The sequence below is a fragment of the Malonomonas rubra DSM 5091 genome, from assembly GCF_900142125.1.
GTDB classification, from domain to species: Bacteria; Desulfobacterota; Desulfuromonadia; order Desulfuromonadales; family Geopsychrobacteraceae; genus Malonomonas; species Malonomonas rubra.
Genome location: NZ_FQZT01000001.1, coordinates 373151 through 399504, shown reverse-complemented (window position 1 = coordinate 399504; position 26354 = coordinate 373151). Strand labels below are relative to the sequence as shown.

The following is a 26354-nucleotide window of genomic DNA, read 5'->3' as shown; positions in this document are numbered from 1 at the left end:
GTTATGCTCACGGATTTAATCGTTAAAAATTTTGCCATTATTGAAAACCTGCATGTCCAATTTGGTGCGGGTTTCAATGTTTTGACCGGGGAAACCGGGGCCGGCAAGTCGATTGTTATCGATGCGGTCAACCTGCTGCTCGGCGGTCGTGCCCGCGGCGAGGTGATTCGTACCGGGACCGATGAAGCAACGGTTGAGGCAATTTTTGATCTCGTCGGCGAGTCTTCGGTGAAAGACAAATTGGCCGAACAGGGGCTGGAGAATGATGATGAACTGCTGGTGCGGCGGATCGTTTCCCGTTCCGGCAAGAACCGTGTTTTTGTCAATGGTTCAACGGTCACTCTGGCTCAGTTGCGTGAACTGACCAGCAAATTGGTGAATATCTACGGCCAGCATGAGCATCAAAATCTGCAGCGGATCGAGACCCATCTGCCGTTTCTCGATGATTTTGCCGGACTCGGTCCCCAGCTGGATGAGTACCGTGATGCATTACAAAACTGGCAACAGCTACAGCAGCAGCTCGACAGTCTGAACTTGGCTGAGCGTGAACGTCAACAGCGGCTTGATATGCTGACTTTTCAGCAGCAGGAGCTGGCGGCAGCAAAACTGGTTGTTGATGAAGATCAGGAACTGGAACAGGAGCGCAGCCTGCTGCAGAATGCGGAGAAGCTGACTGCTGCGACCTCTGGAGGCTACGAGGTCCTTTACGCCGGTCAGCAAGCGGTCTGCAGCCAGCTTGGTCTTGTCGCTGATCAGCTTGAAGCTTTACAGGGCGTTGATCCGCAGCTGGCTGACCTGTCTGAGCGGGTGCGCAGTAGTCTGTTCAATCTTGAAGATGTCGCAGCCGAGCTGCGCAGTTATGCCGAGAAGCTGGAATTTGAACCGCATCGTCAGGAGCAGGTTGAAGAACGCTTGGCGCTGTTGACCAGCTTGAAACGAAAATATGCTCCGACAATCGACGAGTTGTTAAGCTATCAGGTCGATATCGAAACGGAATTGGCGACATTGAGTGATGTCGAAGGACATCGTGACCAGTTGCTGCAGAGACTCTCCGTCGCAGAGCAGCAAGTTATGACCAGGGGCGGGGAGTTGAGTAAGCTCAGGAGGCAGGCAGCAGAGAAACTGTCAGCAGCGGTTGAGCGAGAACTGGCTGATCTGGCGATGCCGAAAGCGGAATTTTCGTTGCAGCTGGCTGCGCTTCAGACCCCATCGGCAGATGGTTTGGAGCGGGGCGAGTTTTATCTGGCGGCTAATCCCGGTGAGCCGGCTCAGCCTTTGGCGAAAATCGCTTCAGGTGGTGAGCTGTCGCGGATTATGTTGGCACTTAAGCGTAGCGCTCCGGAAGCTGATGGTGTGCGCACGTTGATATTCGATGAAGTCGATGCTGGAATTGGTGGTGAAGCGGCGACTGCTGTAGGTGAGAAAATTGGTCGCTTGGCCGGGCAGCTGCAGGTTCTGTGCGTAACTCACCTGCCGCAAGTTGCAGCCTTTGCCGATCAGCATTACCAGGTCGCCAAGCAGGAATTGGACGGCAGAACCAGTACGCGGCTGCAACGGCTTGCAGCTGACGAGAGGGTTGCCGAAATGGCCCGGATGCTTGGGGGAGCGCATGTCAGTGGAAGTACACTGGAACATGCACGTGAATTGATTGCTCGCTCACAAACAGCTGCAAAGGTAGCAGGTTAGGGATAAATATGATTCGACATGCTCGCATTCCGGACGCCCGTGCGATACATCAACTGCTTCTTGAATATGCGAATGAAGGCCAGCTGCTAGGGCGCTCTCTAGCTGATATTTACGAGAATATTCGCGATTTTTATGTTTTTGAAGAAGATGGCGTTGTGCTCGGAACCGGTGCTTTGGCGATCAGCTGGGAAAATCTGGCGGAAGTACGCTCACTGGCCGTTGCCAAGGGGCAGGCTGGTAAAGGAATTGGTCGACTGATCGTTGAGAGTTGTTTGAATGAGGCGCGCCAGTTGGGGATAAAACGGGTCTTTGCCCTGACTTACCAGCCGGAGTTTTTTCAGAAGCTTGGTTTTTCTGAGATCGAAAAATCGGAATTACCACAAAAAATTTGGGGAGCATGCTTGAACTGCGTTAAATTTCCCGATTGCGATGAGCTGGCATTGGCGATCGATCTGACTGATTGATTGCTTCTTCAGTAACCGGTTTTTCTTCCTAACTATTTCAAAATAAATAGTTTTTCTTGATGTCCTGCCCTTTGACAATAATTCGTTTATTGTCTTCTGCATTGTGAAGAAACACTTCTTTTTTCATTAGATTCATCATTTTTTCTTGTGTGATTAACTTGAAATCTTGTGTTTTATTTGTCACAGCGTTATTCTTTGTCATCTAACTTGTCGAATATATTCAATTATTGCAATATTTGAGGGAATGTTTGTTGTCTGCTGCGGTTAGCTTTGCACGAATAATTTATCTGGTGCTGTTTGTTCTGGCTGTGCAGTTGTTGCCTCAGCTAACTCAAGCGCAGATGCCGCATGTTCAGGTTATGCGTTCAGTCGAAGCCTTACAGGTCGACGAGAGTGGCACAGATCTGCGTTTTCCATCCGGTGTCAGCTACGACCGTGATGGTGATGAAATCTATGTGACCAGCCCTCAGACCAACAAGCTGGTTGTTCTGACTCCTGATTACTTTCCCTACTTGTCGATCGGTTCGGGCCGCGGACTGCATAGTATCAGCAAAACCTATATCCGTAATGGCTATCTGTACGTTTGCGTAGGCGCAAGTGATAAAGAACTGCGCCCGCATATCGCTGTCTACGATATGGCTTTTATGCCGGTACGGAATATTTTTTTCCCCGACTTTGAACATTTTTCGCCACTGGATCTGGTTGTTTCCGATGACGGTAAAATTTATGTCGTTGGCATGAACGGCACTGGCGTCATGGTTCTTGATAATGAGGGGAACTTTCTTCGCTGGATCAGACCGAAAGGTCAGGTTCTCGGAGTTTCCGAAAGGGCTCCGATTCTGGCGATTGAAATCGGCCTGGATGGCAGACTCTATATGCTGAGTGAGTCGATGGGGCGGGTGTTTGTCTATGACCGGAATGAGCGACTGCTGTATCAATTCGGAGAAAAGGGCGGTGAGGTCGGTAAACTTTCACGTCCGCGCGGTATTGCTGTCGATGATGTGCGACGTCAGGTTTACCTGGTCGATTATCAGCGCCACACCATGACTGTTTTTGCGAAAACCGGTGAGTTTCTGTTTGAAGTTGGTGGTCTGGGTGCCGGGCGGGGATGGTTCTATTACCCGAGTGATGTTGTTGTTGACGGCCGTGGACGGGTGATCGTAGCGGACACCTTTAATCATCGTGTGCAGGTTTTTGAATTCATCAGTGGCAAGGGCTTCGGCCAACAGGAACAGCCTGAACAGCCCTATCTGCTGGCTCAGGATGAATTTGTTGAAGAGGCGGTTCAAGAGGAAACACAGCAACCGAAAGAGTTTACCTATATTCGTCGGCTCAAAGATGAACTGCAACTCGAGAGCGAAGGTGATTTTCTTGTGGTTGCTGTTATCACCAAGAATCAAGCTGATGCTGAGATGATCAAGCTTGATCTGGCAAGAAAAGGATACCCGGTGATTCTGCGGGAGCTTCAGCGAAGCAGAAGCGGCATCTGGTTTCAAGTACTTGTCGGACCTTACCTTGATCCTTTAGAGGGGTACCATGTCAGTGAGCAACTGCGCAAGGAAGAGCGTGTGCCAGCAATAATGCGCACCCGCGGCGAAGCTTTTGAGCTGGAGCTCCCGAATGTGGACGAAGGAGGTGAAGGGTGATGCGCCCGCTTGCGTTTCTCTGCTTCTTGGTTTTTATGCTCCATTGTCTGAATGCTTTTGCTGTTGAGGCCCCTCCGCTGCAGGCTGATGACTGCCAAATGTGTCATACAGATATACTCGCGACAGTTGCCGAATTCGGTGGCAAACACCGTGATGCGGTGACCTGTATCGAATGTCATCAGGAACATCCGCCTCGGGGAACCAACGCGATACCGGCCTGTTCCCTGTGTCATGAACCGCAGGACAAAGACCACTACCAGGTGAGCAATTGCCTTGGCTGCCATAAACCCCACAGCCCTACGCAGATCGATTTTCGGCGGGCATCACGTACCAATGAAGCCTGTAGTAGTTGCCACCCGGCGCAGGGGGGTGAGCTGTTCGATTATCCAAGCAACCACAGTATTCTCGATTGTAAAGACTGCCACCTTGAGCATGGTCAGTACCTCGATTGCCTGGAATGTCACGAGCCCCATTTGAATGGTCAGAGTTATGCCGACTGTCGCTTGTGTCATCAGCCCCATTCGCCACTTAAGGTCGTCTACCTGAATACTCTTGATTCGCGCCATTGCGAGGCATGTCATCCTGGTCCAGGTAAACGTTTACAGCAAACTGTGACCAAGCATGGTTTGCTCCTTTGTGTTTATTGCCATAAGAGTCAGCACAAAAGGATTCCGACTTGTGAAACTTGTCATTTCAAACCGCATGATGCTGGTATGCATGAACAATTTCCGAAGTGCGTCGATTGCCACGGTGGTCCGCACCTCTTGATCAACTGATTTGAGACGAATCTGATTGTATGCTGCTGACGGGACGACATAAATTTTTCTGGCTGCTAATCGGCCTGGCATTTTTGCCGTTATTGGTTGTTGCACCAGTACATGCAGGCGACCCTTTCGGTTTTAATAGCAGCTGGAATTATCAGGAAGCTGGCGGGGATAATCAGGATAGCTCAACAGTCAGTCAGAACTACAATCTGACTTATAGCAAGGATCTGAGCGCTGCCATGTCGTTTTCCGGTTCGGTGCGCTACAGCGAGAGCAGCCCTTCTGAAGGACGTGACAGCAGTACTCTCAGCCCCAGGCTATCTTTTGATTTGCGTAACGATCTATTTAATCTGAACCTTAATGCCTCTGAAACCAAATCGGAGAGCGAAGGTTCGGCAACCCGGACAAACGACGCTTGGGGGGCGAACCTGTCAAGCAATCTGGCAGAGGGCTGGCCCGGTGTCAGGTTGTATATCAGCCAGAGTACTGCAACCGATGACGAGGACTTGACTGATACGCAATCCGATTCTGCCGGGGTGAGTGTCGATTACAACTACGGCCCTTTTGAAATGCTTTACGATGCCAATTATTCACAGTCGACCAATAATATCGAGCTGACTGAGAGTGAGACACTGGACCAGACAGGTCAGGTCAGCTATGCCGACACTTTTTGGAACGGCCGGGTCGCAGTTTCAGCTTCGCAGCAGTATAAAGTTGCTGAAAGCACGACAAAAAATCCTGATGGCGCACTTGTGACCAGTGGACGTTACTACAAGATCGACGCAGATCCAGATGATGCGGCCGCTTCATTAGGGACAGGGTCTTTTGTCGGGGAAGATGTTTTTCAACAAACCGATCAGAATATGACGATCCAGATTGACAGCCCGCTGAACGACGCTGCGCCGATCAATGGTGAATTCGATGTGTTGAAAGTTGGCTTGTACCGATTGATTGGTTCGGAGCGGACAACGTTGCAGGATTCTGTCGCCGACCTGCTGGATTCTGATGCCGAGTGGGAAATTTATTATTTCAATGTGGGTGACAGCTCGTGGACTGAAATTCCTGCCAGCAACTTTAACGTGACTGTCGGTGGGGATTATTTCAACGGTAATTTCCGTACTGTTGTCACGTTGTCCTTGTCTAGCAGCTACTCTGCTGATTATGTCAAGGTGGTGTCGCTGTCACAAAATGCAACCTATCACGCCTACGTAGACGATATTGTTGCCTACAATTCTACCGTGTCTTTGTTGGATAACGTTGAGCTCACGCGAGATACGACATCTATCCAAAGCCAGTTTAGTACAACAGTCAACCTGACCGATCGCTGGACGGTTTCTTATAGCCTGAGAAGGGTGGAGAATCAGTATGATACCGGTGATACCCTGCAGCTGAATCAGTCGCTGACCAGTTCATATCGATTGAACGGCACGGTCGGTTTCAGCCTGGCGGTCACAGATAACATTGATGAAGCAGACAATTCAGCGGACAGGAAAAGCCGCTCATATTCTCTCTCGATGAATGCTCTGCCTCTGTCGACACTGAACTACTCCCTTGCTTACACGCATACTGACAACAGTTCAGATGATGGTCGGGATACGACCAGCGATTCGGTCAGCTCAACATTGACAGCGGCAATTTATCCGGACCTGACAGCGTCCTGGAGTGTCCACTGGTCGCAAAACAAAAACTCCTATGAAGAGACCAAAAGTAGCAGTTACGGAACAACTGTGCGGATGACCGCGCGGCTGTCGCCTAAAGCTGATCTCGATTTCGATCTTGGTTACTCAGAGTCAGAATCGACTGGCGGAGATACGACAACCGCGACAACTTACGGAATAGATTTGGGTTATCGCCCTTCCGATATGTTGTTGATCGATGTTAGCTATGACGGTGAAATCGAAGATAATACATCAACACTGACCGGTTATACGAGCTGGCTCTGGAGCCGTAAACTGCAATCACGATTTGGTTTTACCTATGAGTTTGCAGATGAAATCGAGCAGACTTACAATGCTCAGCTAAGCTGGATGATCAGTCGCTACCTGTCCCTGCAGTCGAATGGTAATTATACGATTACAGATGATGCCTCGAGTTGGAACTTTAACGGCTCGTTGAATATGGTTTTTTAGCTTTTAGACGTCAATTGTCGGTAGGTAGAAATGCGAAAAGAGAAAGGTGCTATCGTGCTTAGATACCGGATAATAATTCTACTTTTCAGTATCGGGCTGCTCTGTGGCTGCTCCAGTGCACCACGGCATTATGCTGCAGAGAGTTTAGGGCTGGGCTATGTAACCCGGGTTGCTGTGCTTCCGTTTGAAAATCATACCGATTTCAAATTTGCTGAGTTGAGATTTTCTGATGTTGTAGTGACAGAAATCCTCAGTCGCGGATTGTTTGAGGTTGTTGAAAAGGGGGAATCACAACGTTTCCTGCAGGAGGAGTTGATCCAGAAAGATCAGGGCTCTCTCGATATGGCGACGGCAATGCGACTGGGGCAGGAGCTGAATGTTCAGGCTTACCTCTCCGGGGCCGTTGAGGATTTTCGAGAAGAACAAAACGGCAGTTACTCATACCCGGTCATTGCTGCAACCCTGCGCCTGGTTGATGTCAACAGCGGACAGATTATCTGGCAGGCGAGCGGCAGCGAAACGGGCTATCGTACATTTGATCGTTTGTTCGGTTTTGCCGGGGAAGATGTCAACCAGGTTGGTTTCCGCCTGGCAAAACGCTTATTGGCAACGATGACGGGGGATTGACCTCTTGAGCTGTATCCGAACCTTATACCGATTTTCCCTGATATTAGCTCTGGCTTTTTGCCTGCTTCTGCATGCTGATTTTGTCAGTGCGCAGAAAGTCGCGTTACTGCCAATGTCTGATTTCAGCAAAGGGGAAAACGGCGTAAACCTGCAACTGACCAAGGCGGTAGAAACCAGTTTGAAGCAGCTAGGTGTCGAGATGGTTTCCCGTAATGATCTGATGCTGTTTATGGCACGTAACAAGGTGCGGAGTTTTCGTTTCCTCGATAGTTATCTGGTGAAAAAAATCGGTGCTGAGTTCGATTCCTCTTTGGTCCTGCTCGGTACCGTGACCGAAATGGATGAAAAAACGCCAAGTATCGGTTTGACCTTTACTGCGCTTGATACTGTCGATGGTGCTCCTGTCTGGTCGGCATCTGAAGCGACCAGCGTCAAAGAACAGGCACCGATACTGGGGGTTGGGGAAGCGAAGTCGGTTGTTGATCTGGCTCGCCCAGTACTGAAGGATATTTTGTCTCCGCTGGCAGACATTGCCCATAATGCATCATCACTGGAAAGCCGGGATTACCAGTTGGTTGGCCTCTCTCTCTACCCTGGCTATGTTCGAGGAAGTCAGCTGGTAAAAGCAGATTTAAAAATCCTTTTTTTGGGCAAACGGCCAACTTTTATTGCCGCCGAGAGCGAAATCGGGAAAAGTTATCTGCAATATGACCGCCGCACTGACAGCTACCAAGGGGAATGGTTTGCTCCGCGAGAAGATGGCCGTTATGACGTTGATTTGCGTTTCGAGTGGGGGCGTGAGAGAACAGTCGAGCGATTGGAATCGGTTGCCAGCTACGAAGTCATCAACGACGCTCCCGGCCTGGAGATGGAGATCAAGAAAACAATCAAAATTGGACAGCGGTTGGCCTTTCGTAACCATGTCCTGATTTTGCCGCGGGTTGACAATCTGCGCCCAATGGCCGGCTGGGCTTTGTCCATTAAAGACGAAAGAGGGCAGGTTGTTGCGTATGAAGAATACGATACTGATCTGCCGGAACGGATGATCTGGGAGGGGCGCGGCGGCGACGGTTTCCGTTTAGATAACGGAGTATACACCGTTGGTCTTGAAGTTTGGGATTTGGCCGGCAACAGATCCGCGGCAGAGCAGAGAATTGTTCTACAGGCCTATCCTCCGAAAGTTGAGGGGAAAATCAAAAACATTGAGGGAGAAGCAAGTCTAACGCTGCATGCGGCAGGCTTTTACGAATTTCCGCTGAGTAACTGGCGAGTTGAATTGCGCTCAATGACCGGGGCTTTGCTGGTAAAAGGGAAGGGCCGAGAATTGCCGGCAACCTTTGATTTTTTACCGGTTGAAGGTGAAAAATGGGCTTATTTGACAGTTGATGGTGTCGATCCTCTCGGCAATCGTTTGCGCGGGAAAAAAGTAAAGCTGCAGGTTGTTGCGGGAGAGAAGAAAATCGAGAAGCAGGAAGCTGAATCCTGGGTGCCGGATTTCTGATGCAAAAGAAGATAACCTATTTTTTGCTGTTAGGCCTTTGCTTAACATTACTGGGCTGTTCAAATCACCATGGGCTGCAGACCAGAATAATGGCTGGTGCTGACACCAATATTTGCAGTGTGGTTCTGTTGCCTTTTGAAAACTGGACGAGGAAGCAGGAGGTGGCTTTGCTGACTGAGCGTCTGTTTACTTCACAGTTGCTGCAGACGGGCGAGTTCAACCTTGTTCAGGCTGGCGATGTCGGCATGTTTTTTTTACGCCAGCGGCTTCGCCCCGGGTCATCGCTGTTTAAAAGGCATCTGACTGATATGGCCAGTCAGCTTGAAGTTGATGTGGTTATCCAGGGACGTGTTGTTGATGCAGGTTCCGTCCGGCGATCTGGTGATGAAAAAGTGCCCTTTTTGTCTTTAGCGTTCAATGTTTACGATGCTGATACCGGAGCGCTGGTGCTGAATACAGTTCATCAGCGCAAAGGGGATGATTTCCGTAAACTGATGCACTTTGGCGTCGAAACGACCCTGAGTGGTTTAACTGAAAAAATGTCACAGGAAATAATCGAAGATTGGTTCAATAAGGGAATTACATGTCGATGAGTGGTTTGAAAACCTGTTTGACCCCGTTGTGGGTTTTGTTGCTTCTGTGCCTGTTGCCGCAGTTGAGCTGCGCGTTCTGGGGACAGAGCTATCTGCTACAGATAAACGGTGAGGAATATACGGAACAGGACTATCGTCACTGGTGGAAAGAATGGCAGGAGCCGGGGATGGCGGTGCATGAATCGCTCGACCCCTATATTGACTTTCTTCTCCTGTCAGGTGAAGCAGACGCCATGCAGCTGTTTGAAAATCCCGGCTACAAAAAAAAGCTGGATGTTTTTCTCAAGGTTCGTTCGCTGATGCAGCTCAAGGCCGAAGAGGTGGATGCGAAGAAGGTTATTCCGCCCCAGGAGGAGCTTTGGCAAACCTATCAGGAAGAATACACGCCGTTGCTTGACCTCCGCATGATCGCAGTGCAGGACGATAATCAGTCTGCACAGTTGCAGGAATTGATCGCCCAGGGTGTGGCTTTTGAAAAACTGGTAGAGACAGCAGGGTTGGAAGGGAAAGCTGAACAGTTCGAGTCGACGGGCTTGATGCGTTTTACCCGTATTCCGGAGGTCTTGCGTGCCGCTGTGTTGCCACTGCAGCAGGGGGATGTCGCCGGGCCGGTCAAATATGGTCATGTCTGGTACTTTCTGGAGGTTTTACAGCGGCAGGATGGTAACGAGGAAGATTTTGCTGGGCTCAAACAGAAGCTGATTCGCAATAGTTTGAAACAGCAGGAGCTTGACTTGACAGCGCAGTTGCTTGATCAGCTGAAGAAAGAATATGCAGTGCAGATCAATCAGTCATTGATCGATACTATCACTGTTGATGGAGTTCCCTCTGCGGACGCGGATAAAATTGCCATTACGATCGAGGATTTGAAAATTCCAGCCAGTTTTGTTTATGCATCAATTGAAAAAGGACAAAAGCTCAGAGGAACTGCGAGACGTAACGCTGAATCCTTTGAGGCAACAAAGAAGCGGGTGGTTAACGATATCCTGGTTCAGGTGCTGACAGAAAAAGCGGCATTGGATCGAAACTACGAAGAGGTGCCGCCGCTGAAGCCGGTATATGATTTTTATCGGCAATACCGCTTGCTCAAAGAGTTTGAGCGGGTCGTAGTGCAGCCGGAGGTTCAGGTGACCGATGCCGATATTGAAAACTACTATAACGAAAACGGAGAACAGTTTTCAGATCAGGGGATGATCGAATATGCCCAGGTGACGACAAACGAAGAAGCTCTGGCGGAAGATATTGCCGAGAAGTTGAAGAACGGTGCCGAATTTTTTTCCGTGATGGAACCGATCTCTCCGTCTGGAGTGCAGGTGAAAAAAGAGCCTTTGGTTCATTTGAAACCGGTTGTTCAAGAAGCCGTTAAATCCTTGGCATCGGGGCAGGTTACGGTTATCCCTGATGGTGCCAATACTCACTTCATTAAAGTGGTGCGGGCTGTGGAAACAAAAGTGATGCCTTTAGAGCACGTTCGTGAGATGATTAGAAAAACATTGGAAAAGCAGCACTTTAAAGCTGTTCGTGATGATTTCGTCCGCCGCTTGCGTGAGCGTTCGACGATCAAGCTCAACAACGGGAAGTGGCAGACATTACGCAAAGAGCTCTTGGAGGAGAAGGCATCATGATCCACAGGGCCGTTCTGAGAAGTCTGTTGGCGCTGTTGTCGGCTTTGCTGTTACTGGCCGGGGCAGCCTGTGTGCCGAGTGGACAGCAGGGGGGAGACGGCAAGTCCTGCCTGGATTGCCATGAAGATTACCGCTCGCTTTATTCTGCCGGAGTGGTTCATAAGCCGGTCAAAACAGGCGACTGCTTCGGCTGTCACCGTAAACACGGCCTGGTCGGTGGTGCATATCTGAAACGTGAAGGTGCTGCTCTTTGTTTTACCTGCCATCAGGCACTGGCGAAAGAACTAACGGAAAAGAAACTGCACCACGATCCTGTCGATAAGGGGGCTTGTTCCCTTTGTCACCAACCTCACAACTCGCCCAACGAAAATTTGCTGACGAAACCGGATGAGCAGCTCTGCTTCAGCTGTCATGAAGAGAAAAAGTTTACACGTCAGTATGTTCATGCCCCGCTGGAAAAAGGCTGTCGTACATGCCACGAACCTCACGGCGCTAAAGTCGGTCGTCTGTTAATAAAAGACGAGTCTGCGCTTTGCAAGGATTGTCACTCTGTCGGCAGCAAGGCTTTTGAGAAAGCCCACGGCGGCTATCCGGTAGAAAGTGGCTGTTCTGACTGTCACAGTGTCCACTCTGCCGACAATCCGAAATTGTTGAAAGAATTCACTCATCAGCCTGTCACAAGTCTGAACTGTGCATCTTGTCACGCTGCGGCGACTGATACTGCCCCCTTTGCAGTGACTCAGAATGCAGCAGCGCTTTGCTACACATGTCATGCAGATCTGAAAACCGATTTTTCAGCGTCGCAAACGCACGCCCCAGTTGCAGATGGTGATTGCTTTGCCTGTCACAGTCCTCATGCCAGTGACTTCAAGGGGATCGCAAAGGCAGATCCGAAGAATATCTGTTTCGAGTGCCATAGCTTCAAATTCTTCCCGACACAAAAAGAAAATGCCCCGATCGGCCACGTGCATGCCCCAGCCGGAACAGGTGATTGCCTGAAGTGTCACGGTCCACATCTGCCCGGCAAAGGGCAATCGAATCTTTTGCGCAAGGATGCGTCAAAACTCTGCATCGATTGCCATGCAGAAAAAGCGAAGCGGCAAAAGGTGAATCATCAACCCGTTGCAGATCTGGAATGCCTTGGATGTCATGTTCCTCACGAGAGCACCCAGCCAGGTGTTCTCGTGAAACCGCAGCGTCCGCTTTGTGCTGAATGCCATCAGCAGGTTGGAGAAGACCTTGGCTTGCAGAGCCTGCACCGGCCCTTTGTCGACGGGAAGTGCTCGTCCTGCCATGATCCGCACGGTGGGGAAAAGAAACAATTGCTGCGAACAACCGGTGCGCAAGGGTGTGGCCAGTGTCACGGAACGATTGAAACCGAACGAGAGAATGCTCGCCATCAACCCTTCAACCAGGGGCGCTGTGAGCTTTGTCACCGTTCGCATGGAAGCCAGCAGCCGTTTTTACTTGAACGTCCGGTGCAGGAGGTCTGTGTTGAATGCCATCGCGAGCGGAAACCTATTGCGGGGACACCGGGAGGCCATCAGAACTGCTCCGTTTGCCATTATTCCCATGGCAACGATGAGAATGCCTTCTTGTTAAAGCCACCACCCGATCTTTGTCTGAACTGTCACGACATCGATCGCTTCTGGGAAAAGGGAGTCGCTCATGCTCCTGCTGCCGAGGGTCAGTGCAGCAGTTGCCATGATCCACACCAGCCACAACAGCTCAAAACAGCTGGAAGTGTGGTCACTCTTTGTGCTGATTGTCATGATGTCGATCCGCAAACCATGTCGGCAGTCCACCGGCAGATCGCTCCTGGCAAGGATAGTTGTCTCGAGTGTCATGACCCTCATGGTGGGCCGGATGCGTCCCTCACCTTGCCTGTAAAGCACGAACCTTTTGCCAAGGGAGAGTGTCGCTCCTGTCACAAGGGAGGGAGTGAATGATGTCAATTTTTAGGATCCTTCAGGGTTTTGTCCTTGTCTGGCTTCTGTGTGTCCCTTTTTCTGTTGGCGCGATGGAGTGCTTCGACTGTCACGATGCCGGAAAGTTTAAGGGGGAGGTGGTTCACAAGCCTGTGGCAGAAGCGAATTGCCTGGTTTGTCATGGCGCTCATGTTTCCCGTTTCGAAAAGCTGCTGAAAAAAAAGAGCCACGAATTGTGCCTTGAGTGTCATCAGGAACTGAGTAGCGAACTTGGGGGGGGAATGGTTTTGCATGAACCCGTGAGGAAAGGTGAGTGCTCAAGTTGTCATGATCCTCATGCTGCGGAGTACGGAAAGCTGTTGAGTAAAACAGGTGGTGATCTTTGTTTTAGCTGTCACGAAGAGACGCACAAGACTTTCACGTATAGCCATAAACCCTATGTTGACGGAGATTGCAGTGCCTGCCACGCTGCACATGGCGGGAGTGATTCTCGTCTGTTGAAGGCCGACGCTGGCGGACTCTGTTTTTCCTGCCATCAGGATAACAAGCAGCTGCGCAGTAAGCATCTGGGTAAAGATCTAAGCGGTGTTGATTGTCTGAGTTGTCACCACCCTCATGGTGGCGAGTCTCAGAACTTGTTAAGGGCTTTCAGCCATAAACCCTTTGCAGATAAGAATTGCCGCGCCTGTCATGATGGCGAAAACGACTTCGATAACTGCCTGCAGTGCCATGAAGCTGTTTTGGGAAGTTTCAATTATGCCCACAACCATTTGGGTGTCAGTGGTTCGGGGAATCCCTGTACCAGCTGTCATAACCCGCATGTGGGCGATCGCAAGGGACTTTTGCCTGGTGTGCTCGGCAATGTCTGTAAGGATTGTCATGCCGACACCTTTGAGCGACGTCGGAAGAGTTTGCATAAGCATGAAAACTGGGAGAACTGCAACGATTGCCACAATATTCATGGCAGTAACCATGTCGCCATGCTGATCGAAGGACAGAAGGTCTGCAACCTCTGCCATGATCAGCATAAGGGATTTACCCATCCAATAGGGGAGAGCGCAATAGACCCACGCAATAATCAGGCGATGGATTGTCTGACGTGTCACAATGCCAATGACGGAACCGATTATCGTTACTATTTGCGTGGCAGCGCGGAGCGAGGGCTCTGTGTTCAGTGCCATCAGGGTTATTAAGGGGGCTGGAATGAATGCGCGTTTGAAACAAATGTGGTTGGGCGCTCTGGCCATCTTTTTGTCAGGGGTTTTTGCCTCTTCTGTGCTGGCTGCAGGCCCTTGGAATTATGACAGGCAACTACCGGATAGAAAAGCTGGGGTGAAGATTGATTTAGCTACTGCTCTGTATGTTGATTTTGACAAGCAACGCTACTACCTGGTCGATGCGCAAGGAGGACAGCTGGTATCATTTGATAATACTGGCAAGTTCCTTGCTGCATTTAATGCTGGTGGGGAACTGAAAACGCCGATTTCTTTGGCGCGCAGTCAGAAAGGCGTTCTTTGGGTTGTCGATAGGGCGGATAATAGGCTTCTGCAAATCAACCCCAGGCTACAGAAAGTTCAGCGATTCAGGGTGAAATATCCGGACGGTTCATGGGTCAGGCTCGGGAAAATTGCAATTGATCCGAAAAATCGTATTTTTGTTCTTGATCAGTTGCGTGGATCTGTTCTGGAGCTGGACGATGATTTGAGTGTGAAAAGGCAGTTCCGTGGGGGGGAGGCTTTTGCTGGCTTCGTTGATTTCAAGCTTAAATCTGATGGGATTTGGGCGTTGGACGGACGTAAGGCTCAGATCTACCATTTTGACAATTCCGGAGTTGCAAGTGCGCCTGTCTCGGTGTCTGGGCTGGAGTTTCCTGTTTCTCTCGAGGTTGATAGTGCGGGACGTTTTTATGTACTGGATCGGCACGCAGGTATTGTTGCTGTTTATGGACCTGCTGGAGATAAGCGGTTTGAGTTTCTCGGTAAAGGGAAGCGGCCGGGGCAACTCTGGTTCCCTGAGGAGCTGGTATTTGACTGGGATGAGCGGCTTTGTGTGGTTGACGAGGGGAACGGCCGGGTCGATATTCTGACCCGATAGTATTTTAGCGGTAACGGAGGCTTATGAAATCTCCACAAATAAAATACCGTCAGCAGTATAGACTGTTTCGCGTCTTGGGGTTGGCCTTGATCTTTGTTTGCCAGGCAGTGGCTGCGCTGGCTCTTACCGGGGCCTGTGTCGATTGTCACACCATGCACAACAGTCAGGGCGGCTCTGTGATGACCTTTGATGGTAGTGCTACTGCTGGGAACATGCTGCTAAGGGGGACCAGTTGTGGCGGCTGCCATGCTGATTCGACCACTCTTTCCGTACCAAAGGTGAACATCTCGACCTCGTCCGATGTCCTCGCTGGTGGCTCATTCGCCTGGGTTCTTGGGGCGGCCTCGCCAGCAACGCCTGAAACCCCCGCACGTGAAACAACTGGCCATGATGTTGCGGACCTCGGGTTAGCCTTTGACGGCCTTCCTCCTGGCTTTAACTCCTCTACGTCAGGTGATATAGGGACCTTTTCGGCTTCGACTCCGCTCACCTGTTCCGGAACCTACGGTTGTCATGGGGATCATGGTGAAAATAATAAATTCAACGCAATGGAGGGGGCTCATCATACCAATGCAGGAAATAATGGCTCGACCGTTCTCTCTGGCAGCACAGTTGGCTCTAGTTATCGATTTCTTAAAGGTGTTAAAGGGATCGAATTGAACAGCTCCGATGGCTGGGCTGAAACGACAAGTGACCATAATGTTTATTACGGTTCTGTCGGGGATGGTGATAGCAGTACGATTAGCGCTCTCTGTGCCCAGTGTCATGGTGATTTTCACACACGCACTGAAATTGGAGGAACGAGCAGCCCATGGCTACGCCATCCGACTGATATTGACATGAGCACCCTTGGAGGCGAGTTCACTTATTACGGCGATACCATAGAACCTGTTAATTCCTCAGCCTATTCTCTTGAGGCTCCGGTTGCAGCCACTGTATTAGCGTCAATGACCTCAGCATCTGTGCTTGGGAATTACGACAAGCAGATTTTGACCTGCGTGTCCTGCCATCGAGCCCATGGGAGCCCGTATTACAAAATTCTTCGCTGGGATTATCCGAACAGTGTCGCCGGATGTGGCATCTGCCATACGAGCAAAAGGTAAATTCGCAAATGGGGTGTAACGTTAAGATTATATTGTCAGTTCTGGTTTTCTTGCTCTTGCTTGCTTCTGGATGCTCGGTGAGTGCTCCTGATGCAAGAGCCCCTTTGTCTTTCAGCGACCAGCAGGCGCTTTTGACCGTCTATTTAAAAAGTAGAGGTGTGGTTGAGGAGATAGCACCTCTACAGTTTGTAGGCCTTTCTGTGCAGGTTGATGATATCTGGATCGACCTTGACCTTCCTCCCGCCAGTGTCGATTTTCAGCAACAAAAGGGGCGCCAACTTTTGCTTGGAGCCTCTGTGGCTCCTCTCGGTCAGCACCGTAGTTTACGTTTGCTTGTCCGTGGATTGGGAGAAGAAGGCGAACTACGCAATTTTCATCTTACCCTACCGGAAACTCTTGACCTGAACAGGGGAGATAGCAAGTGCCTGTTCATAGAGTGGGAAATGCTTCGCGAGGGGCAGGGGAATGGAATGGTTGTCCCTGCTTTTAAGGCTTGGGGACAAAGACCTGTCTTGGGGGGTAACCTGCTTTACGTTGCTTGTGGTGAGTTGAACACTGTTTATGTCACTCGAATTGATAACAGTGAAGTTGTCGCAGCGTTTGGCATTCCTGGCCCGCTGGCGGAAATCTGTCTGGATGATGTGCGCCAGCGACTGTACGTATTGAGTAAAGGCCGCCGCTCCATCTATGTTTATGACTGTGCAAACGAGCGCCTTCTGGATCAAATCCTGCTATCCTCATCTGTTTCTCCTGAATATATGATTTTGTCGGCCGGTGGCCGCTATGCTTACGTCTCCGATCCGACTGCAGGGTCGGTATATAAAGTCAACTTGTCTGAAGGAAGGATGACCGTCCAACGCAGGCTTGGGCATCGTCCTGGATATTTACTTGAAATCGATGAGCTAAATTTGTTGGCAGTGAGTTCTGCTTCGTCGAGTCAGGTGTTTATACTTAATTCTGATACATTGGAGTTGAATCAGGCAATTCAGGTGGGAGCAAAGCCACACGGATTGCTTTACTTTGCCCAATCTCTTTATGTTGCTGAATCTGCAAGCCAGTCGGTGTCTGTTTATAGCCCCCAGTCCGGTCGTCAAATAGCAAGAATCAGTGTTGATATGGGGCCTCTTTTCTTGTTGTCCGTTGATGAAGAGACGGCCTACGTCAGTAATTCTATAGGCCAGTCGCTCTCCGTTCTTACCGCGGGCCAAAATGTTGCCTTCAGGAGAATCGGATCAGTTTCAAGCCCAGCGGAAATGATTCACTCTTCGAGAAAGCGCCTGCTTTATGTTGTGGCAAAAAATAGTGCGTATTTGACTGTTATTGACCAGGGAACAGAGAAGATTGTTCGGTCAATCAACTACGGTGGCCAGCCAAAAAGCTTGGCTCTTTTGGAGACTAAATTTTAATCGGCAATCTCATCGAATCGCTTAATCTTATTAGGGGAATATATTAGTAATCGGATGCCGCTAAATGGCTTTATATTTTTATGAAAAACGGCCAAATGGCGACATGGTTCCTTGGTAACATTTTCATTTTTTTCCTGTAAGTCTTTGAATATACTATGTAAGAGTTGGTTGTTTGTTTTTTTTTTCTAAAACCGATAAAAGCAATTTTGTTGGAGTGTTTTTTGCTGTAATATGTAGTAGTTGTTTTAATTAAGTAGGCTGTTTGCGCGAGATCGGCGAGGATGCTTCAAGGGGTGAGGCCGATTATGTTATGGGTTGCCTTTCGTTATCGCGCTAGAATGGTCGTGTTTATTTTATTTTTCTTTAGTAATTTTATTTAGGGTTGGTTAAAATGAAAACGTCACAAGGGGGAGTGGTACTAGGCTTGGTGCTGCTTGTTCTGGGGGCTTTGTGCGTTGATATTGCCCCTGCAGCTGTTACTGGTGACTGTGTTAACTGCCATACAATACACAATAGCCAGGATGGGCAAGATGTTGCCCGGGATAAAGATGGAGACCCTTTGGGAACTGCTCAGGTGACTTTGCTGAATTCTGATTGTTTGGGATGCCATAGCAATATGGAAGGTAGTTCCACGATCGTTGAGTCTGGGGCTATTCGGATTCCAATTGTGCTGACAGGCTCTGAGCCAACAGACCCGCCCGAGCCAGGTGGTAGCAGTTCGAATGTTTTGGCTGGCGGTAACTTTTTCTGGGTTGCTGACGGTGATGATGACAAGGGTCACAATGTTTATGGGCTGAGAGCGAACCCTGCAGATAGTACTTTGAGCTTTGCTCCTGGAGGTGGTGTTGGTGGAGCAGGCTGTGATGATTGTCACGGAACACTGGCGACATCAACAAGCGGTTGTCGGGGTTGCCATTACCCGGCTCACCACCAGGACGATGGAAATTCGACTGATGCTGTTGACAGTGGCGATGGTTGGTACCGTTTTCTTAGCGGTGCAGCAATGACAGCGGCTCGCAATCCGGACCTGTCCCGTGATTCATTGATGTCTTTAGAAGGGGTGACTGGCCTGGAAGATCCTAATTGGGAGCAAAGTCCAGGAGCCAGCCACAATACCTATAAGGGAACAACGGTTCAGTATATGTCTGCAACAGGTAACGGCAATGTTCCTTATAACAGCATCGGAGCTTTTTGTAGCGGGTGTCATTCAAATTTTCATCACGAAAAGAACGATTCGGACGGTGGGATGATGGATGCTTCTGGTGCCTGGATACGCCATCCGTCAGATGTTGTGCTGCCGGAAACCGGAGAGTATGCAAATTACATTTATACCGCGCTTGCGCCGGTTGCCTATGAAGACGTAACCGCTGCTGGCCAGGGTATAGTTACCTGTATTTCTTGTCATCGACCACATGGTTCGTCTCAACCAAATATGCTGAGATGGAATTATGATACCTGTGTGAATGGGTCGACAGACAGTGAATGTGGGTGCTTTGCTTGTCATACAGCGAAAGATGGAATCGCTGATTGATAAACTTTTTGGAGGTAAAGCCGCAGGCCAACGGGTGGTCGGCGGGAGGTTTTGGCAAGACCAGAAACGGAGGTAAGGAGATGAAATTGAGAATGAAGTTGTTTGCTGCCATGTTTGGGCTAGCTGCGCTACTGTTTGCAGCCGGCAATGTTTTTGCTGTTACTGGTGCATGTGTTAACTGCCACACCATGCACAACAGCCAGGACAATGCCGTGATGACCTTCAACTCCAGTGCTACTGCTGGTGGTATGCTGCTGCGCGGTGCGAGCTGTGGTGGTTGTCACGCGGATGCAACTGCAAATACTGCTCTTGGTGGCGCGATCCCGCAGGTTAATGTGTCGGTTGCAGCTAATGTGCTGCCCGGTGGTTCCTTTTACTGGGTTGCTGGAAACGGTACGGAAGACGATCCCAAGGGACACAACGTTTCGGACTTGGGGATAGATGCGGATGTCACTTTGACAACTCCTCCGGGCTGGACCACGACCACTGCAGGTAACGCTAATACTGGTACTCTCGGCACCGATTGGGCAACTAATCAACTTACTTGTGCTGGAACGTATGGTTGCCATGGCGATCACGATTACGCTGATAAGTTTGATGCTTTGCAGGGGGCTCATCATACAAACGCGGGTAACGATGGCACCGCGGTAGGCGGTAGCACTGCATCTGTCGGTGAGAGTTACAGATTCCTTAAGACTATCCAGGGTATTGAGATGGATAGTTCGAGCACCTGGGTTGAAACTAACTCTAACCATAATGTTTATTATGGTGCTGTCGGTGATACCGATAACACGACAATCAGTGAGCTTTGTGCTCAGTGTCACGGTAACTTCCACTTGCGTGACGGTGAAGGTGCTGATGATGGTATCTCTGCGGGTGGCACAGCAAGCCCGTGGTTACGGCACCCGACAGATATAGACATGAAGGGCCTCGGTGGTGAGTACGCGCTGTATGTGTATGATGTTGAGGCGCCGATTGGCGTAAACACCCTCACTGGTATGGATGAAACGGCTGCGGTTGGGGATTATACTGAGCAGATTGTGACCTGCCTTTCCTGCCATCGTGCGCACGGATCGAACAATGATGATCTGCTGCGTTGGGATTACACGACCAATATGACAGTAGGTCAAGCGGGTGCAAGCCTTGTAAACACTGGCTGTTTCCGCTGCCACACCGCAAAAGATGGTGATAATACCCAATAGGGTTCTACTTATTTGTTCTGTGGGGAATTGGCCAGCTGAATTTCAGCTGGCCAATTTTTTGCCTGCTATGATTGACAACACTGCTTGTACGCTGGTTCCTGCTTTGCTATCTTTAAGGTTCCTTGGTTGATTTTAAATTTTCTGATGCAAGCGGAGGGGGATGTCTGCTTGTGCTGTTGCCGATTTGGAGATGCAATTGAGCAAAAAGAGTGGATTGCATTTTTTTGTTGTTGTCTTGTTTGTTTTGTCGTTCGGCTCTGAAATTTCTGCTGCCAGTAGATGTGTCGGGTGTCATGAAGATATTGTTGCCGGTAGTCGGCAACGGGATGTTGTGCATCGACCTGTTGTTAAAGACGGGTGTGAGAAATGCCATTTAGTCAATGCGAAGATAGAGACTCCGGAAAAAAAATCACCTCTCGTTGAGAAAAAAAAGAAAAAACAGAAGATAAACTGGTTTTGGAAAAGCCCTGGGCGGATGCAGGAGCATTGGTTTCGCATGTCATCAGAGGAGCTAAATGGTAACCTTTTTTTGAACGCGTCTGATGGCCGCCGTCGCAGTTCATTGCTGGAGGTTGCTACTCCTGTTCTTTCAAAGTTGCCCCAAAAAGATCCTGAACAGAAACCACCCAAGCAGATGAACATCCGGGTGAGTGGGGTCCGTCGTAGCATAAGCACTACTGTAACATTGCAGTGGGAGACCGATGAATATACCGACGCGGAGATCCGCTATGGTGTCGGTTCTTTGGATTCCGTCGAGGTTGTGCGCCAATTGGCGACACACCACAGTAGCAATCTTCTTGGCCTGTCTTCCGGTAAAACTTACCGGTATCAAATAATTTCGCGTGATCTGTTTGATAACGAAACTGCATCCCCGGTAATGACTTTCTCGACCGATAAATCTTTTTGGGATACTTCGGTTGTCAGGAGCGGGTATAGTGCTTCATCTACTGATATTAACCTTGATTGGACGCTTTTTCGCCTGGCTGAAGATTTCCTCTTCGTTATAAAGGCTGATCGGCCAGTTTCGGTATCATTGGGTCGTCAGGGCAAGGTAAGCGATAAAACTCAAGCGACCAGAAAAGTTAATGTCGGGGGTGGTTTTTCGCATCCTATATTGAAGAGTGCGTTTGAAACCAACATAACTGTCTGCAGAACATGTCATTATGACGTGCAGGAAGAGTATTCTCACCCCATTAAGGTGAGGGCGCGCTCAGGTATGGTTATCCCGGCAGAGTATAAGCTATTGCCCGATGGAACTATGAGTTGCATGACATGCCATGTGCCGCATGCCTCAGATAACGAGTATCGTTTGCGCAAATCTAAAAGATCGGACTTGTGCAGAGGATGTCATACGAACTATTGAAGTAGGAACTTATCAATTGGATGCCGGAGGTTCTGATGGCAGAAAATGGCTCTCGTAAAGACCGGAAAAAATTAAACCTGAAGGTAAAAAAAGAATTCCAAAGCTGGATGCTGAAACAGGTTTTGCTCGCTGTTGCGATCAGCTCTGTCGTTGCAGCGATTATTCTTTATTTTTACGCCAGGCAGGAAGTGGTTGACTCCTTTTTTACCGCACATGTCAAAATTCGTCGTGTCAGTGACTTGCTCCTGCCAGTTGTCTTTGCCGGTTCAGTAGTTAGTTTGGTGGTTGGCGTAGTGCTCTCACTTTTTCTTCCACAGAAAATTGCTGGTCCGATCTATCGTATTGAGCAGTCTTTGGAGAAAATCGGTGACGGAGATCTGACGACTAATATCAAGCTGCGTGACAAAGATAGACTGAAAGATCTAGCGGAAAATGTGAATAAGGCAACGTTCTCGCTGCGTGTCCAGGTGCATGAGGCAAAGGCTGTTTGCATGGAGTTGGAGAAGGCCTATCTCGACAATGATGATGCAAAAGTTTCAGAATTGATGCAGCGCCAGAAGGAACTGATTGCAAAGTTAATCACCTGATTCGCCGAGTTTGCAGGCATATAAGGTTGATTTGTTTTATGAGTTGAAAAATTGGTTGCCTTGAAGGAAGTGGTCAGTGTAAAAGAGTTTTTCGAACTTCTGAGGAGTTTCTTGAGTTTTCAGTCTCGCTTTTCCTTTTTGTTTGACAAATGTCCATTGCAACGTTCGTTTGCTTAAACTTCTCGAAAATTGGCACAAGTTTGATCAGTTTTTTAGGGGTTTGAGATGCTGGTTTTTCAGCATAGTACATTTGGAAAACACTTGACTTTTTAATTTGCCTTCTTTAAATTAAAAAAATCTTAAAGATTGGAGCGATTGTGTCTAAACGTTTTACTGTCATGGTTATCCCAGAAAATGGGGAAAAAGCCCATCGCATAAAGGTGCGACGTGGGACAGTAGGTTTTGTTTTGACGACATGTCTGGTCTTTTTGGGTATCCTTTCTTTTTTTGTTTATTCCTACTTCAATTTCCAGATTGATGCTGAAGAATTGCGCCGTTTGCGCTTAGCGAATGCTGAGCAACGACATGGCCTTCAGCAGCTAGCCACCGATGTAGAGCTGATGCGTGAGGAGTTGGCTGGCCTTGCTGAAAGCGAAGCGCGTGTTTTGCAGTTGGCTGACTTCGACATTGAGCCAAAAGCTGTCCCGATTGCAATGGGCGGTATCCCAGAACAAGACTCTGACCTCGCCATTGACGAGCTTCAGAAGCAGATCAGCCAGTTGCAGGTTGCTATTGAGTTGAGGCGTAAGAGTCAGGAAGATGTTCGGAGCCTGCTGTCTGATCGGGTTTCCGTGAGTCGGGCAACTCCGAACGGGTGGCCGACCAAAGGCTGGATTACCTCCTATTTCGGTATGCGCCAGGCCCCAATTGGACACGGTCGTCGTTTCCACGAAGGTATTGATATTGCAGCAAATACTGGCACGCCAATCTTTGCCACGGCTGATGGTGTCGTTGCGCGTGTCGAGTTCTCCAGAAGCTACGGAAAAACGGTTATTATCGATCATGGTTATGGCTACCGGACTCTTTATGCGCATAATTCCAAAAACCTGGCCAAGCGAGGAATGCGTATCAAGCGCGGCGACAAGATAGCTGAGGTTGGTAACACTGGTGTTTCAACCGGCCCACATGTGCATTATGAAGTTCAGCTAAACGGTGTGCCGATCAATCCACGCAAGAGTCTTTAATTTTACACTTTTTCTTTCCCTTTCTTTTATTCTGAGCCTTTCCCTGTAAACCCCATAAACTCGGCATATTAGCGTTCATTCCGCTTGTGAGTCCGACTTTTACTGTGCTACTATGCCGGCCATTGTAGCCAGTAGTTTTTCTGCAGGTTTACTCTGATGCAATCCATTCCAAACCTTTAGCATGTGCCTGTTTCTACGGGCCGTGGAGTTATCTTCGAATATGATCGGTGCTCTGGTAAAAAAAATTGTTGGTAGTAAAAATGACCGTGAATTGAAACGGCTTCAGCCGCTGGTTGAAAAAATCAATGCGCTTGAACAGGAGTTTGAAACCCTTAGTGATACTCAGTTAAAAGAGAAAACGGTTGATTTCCGTCAGCGCCTTGCTGCTGGAGAAACCCTGGAAAAAATTCAGGTAGAAGCCTTTGCCGTCGTCAGAGAGGCCGGTAAAAGGGTTCTCGGCATGCGCCATTTCGATGTTCAGTTGATCGGTGGCATGGTGCTGAATGCTGGCAAAATAGCGGAAATGAAGACAGGTGAAGGTAAAACCCTGGTGGCGACCCTGGCTGTATACCTGAATGCCCTGCTCGGCAAAGGGGTTCACGTTGTTACCGTCAACGATTACCTGGCTAAGCGTGATGCTGAATGGATGGGTAAGCTTTACACCTTCCTTGGCCTCACAGTCGGCTGCATCGTTCATGGGTTAGACGACGAGCAGCGCAAAGCCGCCTATAACGCCGACATCACCTACGGCACAAACAATGAGTTTGGTTTCGATTATCTGCGTGACAACATGAAGTTCGACCTTGAGGAGTATGTGCAGCGGCCGTTGCATTATGCCATCGTCGACGAGGTCGATTCCATTCTGGTTGACGAAGCACGGACTCCCTTGATTATCTCAGGCCCCAGTCAAACTTCCAGTGATCTTTATCTCTTGGCAGATCAGGTTATTCCGCGCTTGCAACAAGGTGAAACGACAGAATCGCGCGACGGCAAAATTGGCCAGGCAACTAAAACCCACACCGGCGACTACACCGTCGATGAAAAAGCGAAGTCTGCAGCGTTGACCGAGGCCGGTGTGGCCAAGGTTGAGAAGATCCTCAAGATCGAGAATCTGTACGAGCCGCAAAACATGACCCTGCTGCACCACATCAACCAGGCGCTGAAAGCGCATTCTTTGTTCAAACGTGATGTCGATTATGTGGTCAAGGAAGGGGAAGTGCAGATCGTTGATGAGTTTACCGGACGTTTGATGCCGGGACGGCGCTGGAGCGATGGTCTGCATCAAGCGGTAGAAGCCAAGGAGAAAGTAAAAATCGCCAGTGAAAATCAGACGCTGGCCAGTATCACTTTCCAGAATTATTTCCGCATGTACGAAAAGTTAGCGGGAATGACCGGTACTGCAGATACCGAAGCTGCCGAGTTCAATGAGATTTACAACCTCGAAGTTGCGGTTATCCCGACCAACAAGCCGTTGCAACGCAAAGACATGTCGGATGTGATTTACAAGACTGAGAAAGAGAAGTTTCTCGCAGCAATCGAAGATATCGCCGAGTGCCATAAAAATGGCCAGCCGGTATTGGTCGGTACTATCACCATCGATAAATCGGAGGTCCTTTCTACGCTGCTGAAAAAACGTGGTGTTCCGCACAATGTTTTGAACGCTAAGCAGCATGAGCGAGAAGCGTTTATCGTTGCCCAGGCAGGCCGCAAAGGAGCTGTCACCATTGCCACAAACATGGCAGGTCGCGGTACCGATATTGTTCTCGGCGGTAATCCCGAGATGATGGCGCGTGCAGAGGCAGCCAATGCCGCCGATCCGGAGTCCCGGTTTCAGGAGTTATTGCCTCTTTACGAGGAACGCTGCAAAGCGGAAAAGCAGGAGGTCCTTGAGGCGGGTGGCCTTTATATCCTTGGTACCGAACGGCATGAGTCTCGTCGTATTGATAATCAGCTGCGTGGCCGTTCTGGCCGCCAGGGCGATCCAGGGAAAAGTCGTTTTTACCTGAGTCTCGAAGATGATTTGTTGCGGATTTTCGGTTCTCAGCGAGTTGCTTTTGTCATGGATAAGCTGAAAATACCGGAAGGAGAGCCGATCGAGCACGGCATGATCAGCAAAGCGATCGAAAACGCGCAGAAGAAGGTTGAGGCGCACAACTTTGACATTCGGAAACACCTGCTCGAATATGATGATGTCATGAACCGTCAGCGTGAGGTTATTTACACTCAGCGCCGTGAAGTGCTTGGCGGTGAACAGCTTAAAGAGACGATCTTCGGCATCTGTAACGAAATGGTTGAAGATATCGTTGCGACCTTCTGCCCCGAGAAAACAACTGCGAGCGAGTGGGATTGGCCGCGGTTGGTGGAAGACTTCAGTAACCAGTTTGCTTTCCTTCTAGATCTTGGCCAGATCGATCAAGCCAGCGTTAAGCGGGTTGATCTGGAGCAATTTCTGAAACAACAGGTTGAGGGCCGCTTTGAGTACAAGGAAGAAGATTTTACCCCGCCTCTGATGACTCACTTGATGCGGGTTCTGTTGTTGCAGGCGATTGATGCTAAGTGGAAAGAACATCTGCTTGCTGTCGATCATCTGAAAGAGGGTATTGGCCTGAGAAGTTACGGCCAGAAGAACCCGAAAGAAGAATATAAGCGTGAAGCTTACAGCCTCTTCATGGAGATGATGGGACGGATTCGCCAAGACGTTGTGCAGAAGCTGTTCCACATCCAGCTGGCGCGTGAAGAAGATGTCCAGCAAATGGAAGCTGAACAACGTAGACAGAAGGTTGCGTTAAATCGAGTTGGTGGTGAAGACGAGGGGCGCAAACCGACGAAACGCGATGAAGATAAAATTGGGCGAAATGATGACTGCCCTTGTGGGAGTGGCAAGAAGTACAAAAAATGTTGCGGTAAATAGCCTCGCTACG

Annotated in this window: 20 protein-coding genes; all 20 read left to right on the top strand. The window is 49.4% G+C overall.

Annotated features, from left to right (window positions below; all coding sequences use genetic code 11):
* Nucleotides 1-3 precede the first annotated feature (3 nt).
* The 20 genes from recN (at nucleotide 4) to secA (ending at nucleotide 26344) form a co-directional block, all read left to right on the top strand.
* On the top strand, nucleotides 4-1686 hold the full coding sequence (gene recN / locus BUB13_RS01785; RefSeq protein WP_072905032.1) for a DNA repair protein RecN: 1683 nt from the start codon (nucleotides 4-6) through the stop codon (nucleotides 1684-1686).
* A gap of 8 nt (nucleotides 1687-1694) precedes the next feature.
* Nucleotides 1695-2150: an N-acetyltransferase gene (locus tag BUB13_RS01780; protein ID WP_072905031.1), complete on the top strand. Its 456-nt coding sequence runs from the start codon at nucleotides 1695-1697 to the stop codon at nucleotides 2148-2150.
* A 251-nt stretch (nucleotides 2151-2401) separates the two neighbouring features.
* Complete coding sequence (locus BUB13_RS01775; RefSeq protein WP_072905030.1) at nucleotides 2402-3796, top strand: NHL repeat-containing protein; 1395 nt, start codon at nucleotides 2402-2404, stop codon at nucleotides 3794-3796.
* Nucleotides 3796-4572 carry a cytochrome c3 family protein gene (locus tag BUB13_RS18730; RefSeq protein ID WP_341860470.1) on the top strand — a complete coding sequence of 259 codons (777 nt, stop codon included), beginning with the start codon at nucleotides 3796-3798 and terminating at the stop codon, nucleotides 4570-4572. Before BUB13_RS01775 ends, BUB13_RS18730 begins: the two co-directional genes overlap by 1 nt.
* Before the next feature lie 20 nt (nucleotides 4573-4592).
* Entirely contained in the window at nucleotides 4593-6689 is a 2097-nt protein-coding gene (locus tag BUB13_RS01765; protein WP_072905028.1) for a hypothetical protein, read from the top strand.
* A 30-nt stretch (nucleotides 6690-6719) separates the two neighbouring features.
* Nucleotides 6720-7316 (top strand): hypothetical protein, encoded by a 597-nt coding sequence (locus BUB13_RS01760; protein ID WP_084091662.1) that lies wholly within the window; start codon nucleotides 6720-6722, stop codon nucleotides 7314-7316.
* Nucleotides 7317-7428: 112 nt separating this feature from the next.
* The gene (locus tag BUB13_RS01755) at nucleotides 7429-8817 is read left to right on the top strand and encodes a flagellar hook assembly protein FlgD (RefSeq protein ID WP_139249278.1); all 1389 of its coding nucleotides are present in this window, start codon (nucleotides 7429-7431) and stop codon (nucleotides 8815-8817) included.
* The gene (locus BUB13_RS01750; protein ID WP_139249277.1) at nucleotides 8817-9410 is read left to right on the top strand and encodes a hypothetical protein; all 594 of its coding nucleotides are present in this window, start codon (nucleotides 8817-8819) and stop codon (nucleotides 9408-9410) included. The genes BUB13_RS01755 and BUB13_RS01750 overlap by 1 nt, the downstream gene beginning before the upstream one ends.
* The gene (locus BUB13_RS01745) at nucleotides 9407-11035 is read left to right on the top strand and encodes a peptidylprolyl isomerase (protein ID WP_161947604.1); all 1629 of its coding nucleotides are present in this window, start codon (nucleotides 9407-9409) and stop codon (nucleotides 11033-11035) included. Before BUB13_RS01750 ends, BUB13_RS01745 begins: the two co-directional genes overlap by 4 nt.
* Nucleotides 11032-12984 carry a cytochrome c3 family protein gene (locus BUB13_RS01740; RefSeq protein ID WP_072905023.1) on the top strand — a complete coding sequence of 651 codons (1953 nt, stop codon included), beginning with the start codon at nucleotides 11032-11034 and terminating at the stop codon, nucleotides 12982-12984. The genes BUB13_RS01745 and BUB13_RS01740 overlap by 4 nt, the downstream gene beginning before the upstream one ends.
* The gene (locus BUB13_RS01735) at nucleotides 12984-14156 is read left to right on the top strand and encodes a cytochrome c3 family protein (protein ID WP_072905022.1); all 1173 of its coding nucleotides are present in this window, start codon (nucleotides 12984-12986) and stop codon (nucleotides 14154-14156) included. Before BUB13_RS01740 ends, BUB13_RS01735 begins: the two co-directional genes overlap by 1 nt.
* A 10-nt stretch (nucleotides 14157-14166) precedes the next feature.
* Nucleotides 14167-15057 (top strand): NHL repeat-containing protein, encoded by an 891-nt coding sequence (locus tag BUB13_RS01730; protein WP_072905021.1) that lies wholly within the window; start codon nucleotides 14167-14169, stop codon nucleotides 15055-15057.
* Nucleotides 15058-15080: 23 nt separating this feature from the next.
* Nucleotides 15081-16160 (top strand): cytochrome c3 family protein, encoded by a 1080-nt coding sequence (locus BUB13_RS01725; RefSeq protein WP_072905020.1) that lies wholly within the window; start codon nucleotides 15081-15083, stop codon nucleotides 16158-16160.
* Between the two features lie 77 nt (nucleotides 16161-16237).
* A complete protein-coding gene (locus BUB13_RS01720; protein ID WP_139249276.1) occupies nucleotides 16238-17566 on the top strand; it encodes a YncE family protein in 1329 nt (442 codons plus the stop codon).
* 391 nt (nucleotides 17567-17957) lie between these two features.
* Nucleotides 17958-19097 carry a cytochrome c3 family protein gene (locus BUB13_RS01715; protein WP_084091658.1) on the top strand — a complete coding sequence of 380 codons (1140 nt, stop codon included), beginning with the start codon at nucleotides 17958-17960 and terminating at the stop codon, nucleotides 19095-19097.
* 110 nt (nucleotides 19098-19207) lie between these two features.
* Complete coding sequence (locus BUB13_RS01710; RefSeq protein ID WP_161947603.1) at nucleotides 19208-20299, top strand: cytochrome c3 family protein; 1092 nt, start codon at nucleotides 19208-19210, stop codon at nucleotides 20297-20299.
* Between the two features lie 160 nt (nucleotides 20300-20459).
* Nucleotides 20460-21662 (top strand): cytochrome c3 family protein, encoded by a 1203-nt coding sequence (locus BUB13_RS01705; protein WP_072905016.1) that lies wholly within the window; start codon nucleotides 20460-20462, stop codon nucleotides 21660-21662.
* 35 nt (nucleotides 21663-21697) lie between these two features.
* Complete coding sequence (locus tag BUB13_RS01700; RefSeq protein ID WP_072905334.1) at nucleotides 21698-22249, top strand: methyl-accepting chemotaxis protein; 552 nt, start codon at nucleotides 21698-21700, stop codon at nucleotides 22247-22249.
* 317 nt (nucleotides 22250-22566) lie between these two features.
* A complete protein-coding gene (locus BUB13_RS01695; RefSeq protein ID WP_139249274.1) occupies nucleotides 22567-23433 on the top strand; it encodes a M23 family metallopeptidase in 867 nt (288 codons plus the stop codon).
* Between the two features lie 220 nt (nucleotides 23434-23653).
* Nucleotides 23654-26344 (top strand): preprotein translocase subunit SecA, encoded by a 2691-nt coding sequence (secA, locus tag BUB13_RS01690; protein ID WP_072905014.1) that lies wholly within the window; start codon nucleotides 23654-23656, stop codon nucleotides 26342-26344.
* The last annotated feature ends 10 nt before the right edge of the window (nucleotides 26345-26354 follow it).

Bases quoted from the DNA above. Each gene is read 5' to 3' on its own strand.
- recN (WP_072905032.1), top strand. From the start codon at position 4: ATGCTCACGGATTTAATCGTTAAAAATTTTGCCATTATTGAAAACCTG.
- BUB13_RS01780 (WP_072905031.1), top strand. From the start codon at position 1,695: ATGATTCGACATGCTCGCATTCCGGACGCCCGTGCGATACATCAACTG.
- BUB13_RS18730 (WP_341860470.1), top strand. From the start codon at position 3,796: ATGCGCCCGCTTGCGTTTCTCTGCTTCTTGGTTTTTATGCTCCATTGT.
- BUB13_RS01765 (WP_072905028.1), top strand. From the start codon at position 4,593: ATGCTGCTGACGGGACGACATAAATTTTTCTGGCTGCTAATCGGCCTG.
- BUB13_RS01760 (WP_084091662.1), top strand. From the start codon at position 6,720: ATGCGAAAAGAGAAAGGTGCTATCGTGCTTAGATACCGGATAATAATT.
- BUB13_RS01755 (WP_139249278.1), top strand. From the start codon at position 7,429: ATGTCTGATTTCAGCAAAGGGGAAAACGGCGTAAACCTGCAACTGACC.
- BUB13_RS01750 (WP_139249277.1), top strand. From the start codon at position 8,817: ATGCAAAAGAAGATAACCTATTTTTTGCTGTTAGGCCTTTGCTTAACA.
- BUB13_RS01745 (WP_161947604.1), top strand. From the start codon at position 9,407: ATGAGTGGTTTGAAAACCTGTTTGACCCCGTTGTGGGTTTTGTTGCTT.
- BUB13_RS01740 (WP_072905023.1), top strand. From the start codon at position 11,032: ATGATCCACAGGGCCGTTCTGAGAAGTCTGTTGGCGCTGTTGTCGGCT.
- BUB13_RS01735 (WP_072905022.1), top strand. From the start codon at position 12,984: ATGTCAATTTTTAGGATCCTTCAGGGTTTTGTCCTTGTCTGGCTTCTG.
- BUB13_RS01730 (WP_072905021.1), top strand. From the start codon at position 14,167: ATGAATGCGCGTTTGAAACAAATGTGGTTGGGCGCTCTGGCCATCTTT.
- BUB13_RS01725 (WP_072905020.1), top strand. From the start codon at position 15,081: ATGAAATCTCCACAAATAAAATACCGTCAGCAGTATAGACTGTTTCGC.
- BUB13_RS01715 (WP_084091658.1), top strand. From the start codon at position 17,958: ATGAAAACGTCACAAGGGGGAGTGGTACTAGGCTTGGTGCTGCTTGTT.
- BUB13_RS01710 (WP_161947603.1), top strand. From the start codon at position 19,208: ATGTTTGGGCTAGCTGCGCTACTGTTTGCAGCCGGCAATGTTTTTGCT.
- BUB13_RS01705 (WP_072905016.1), top strand. From the start codon at position 20,460: ATGTCTGCTTGTGCTGTTGCCGATTTGGAGATGCAATTGAGCAAAAAG.
- BUB13_RS01700 (WP_072905334.1), top strand. From the start codon at position 21,698: ATGGCAGAAAATGGCTCTCGTAAAGACCGGAAAAAATTAAACCTGAAG.
- secA (WP_072905014.1), top strand. From the start codon at position 23,654: ATGATCGGTGCTCTGGTAAAAAAAATTGTTGGTAGTAAAAATGACCGT.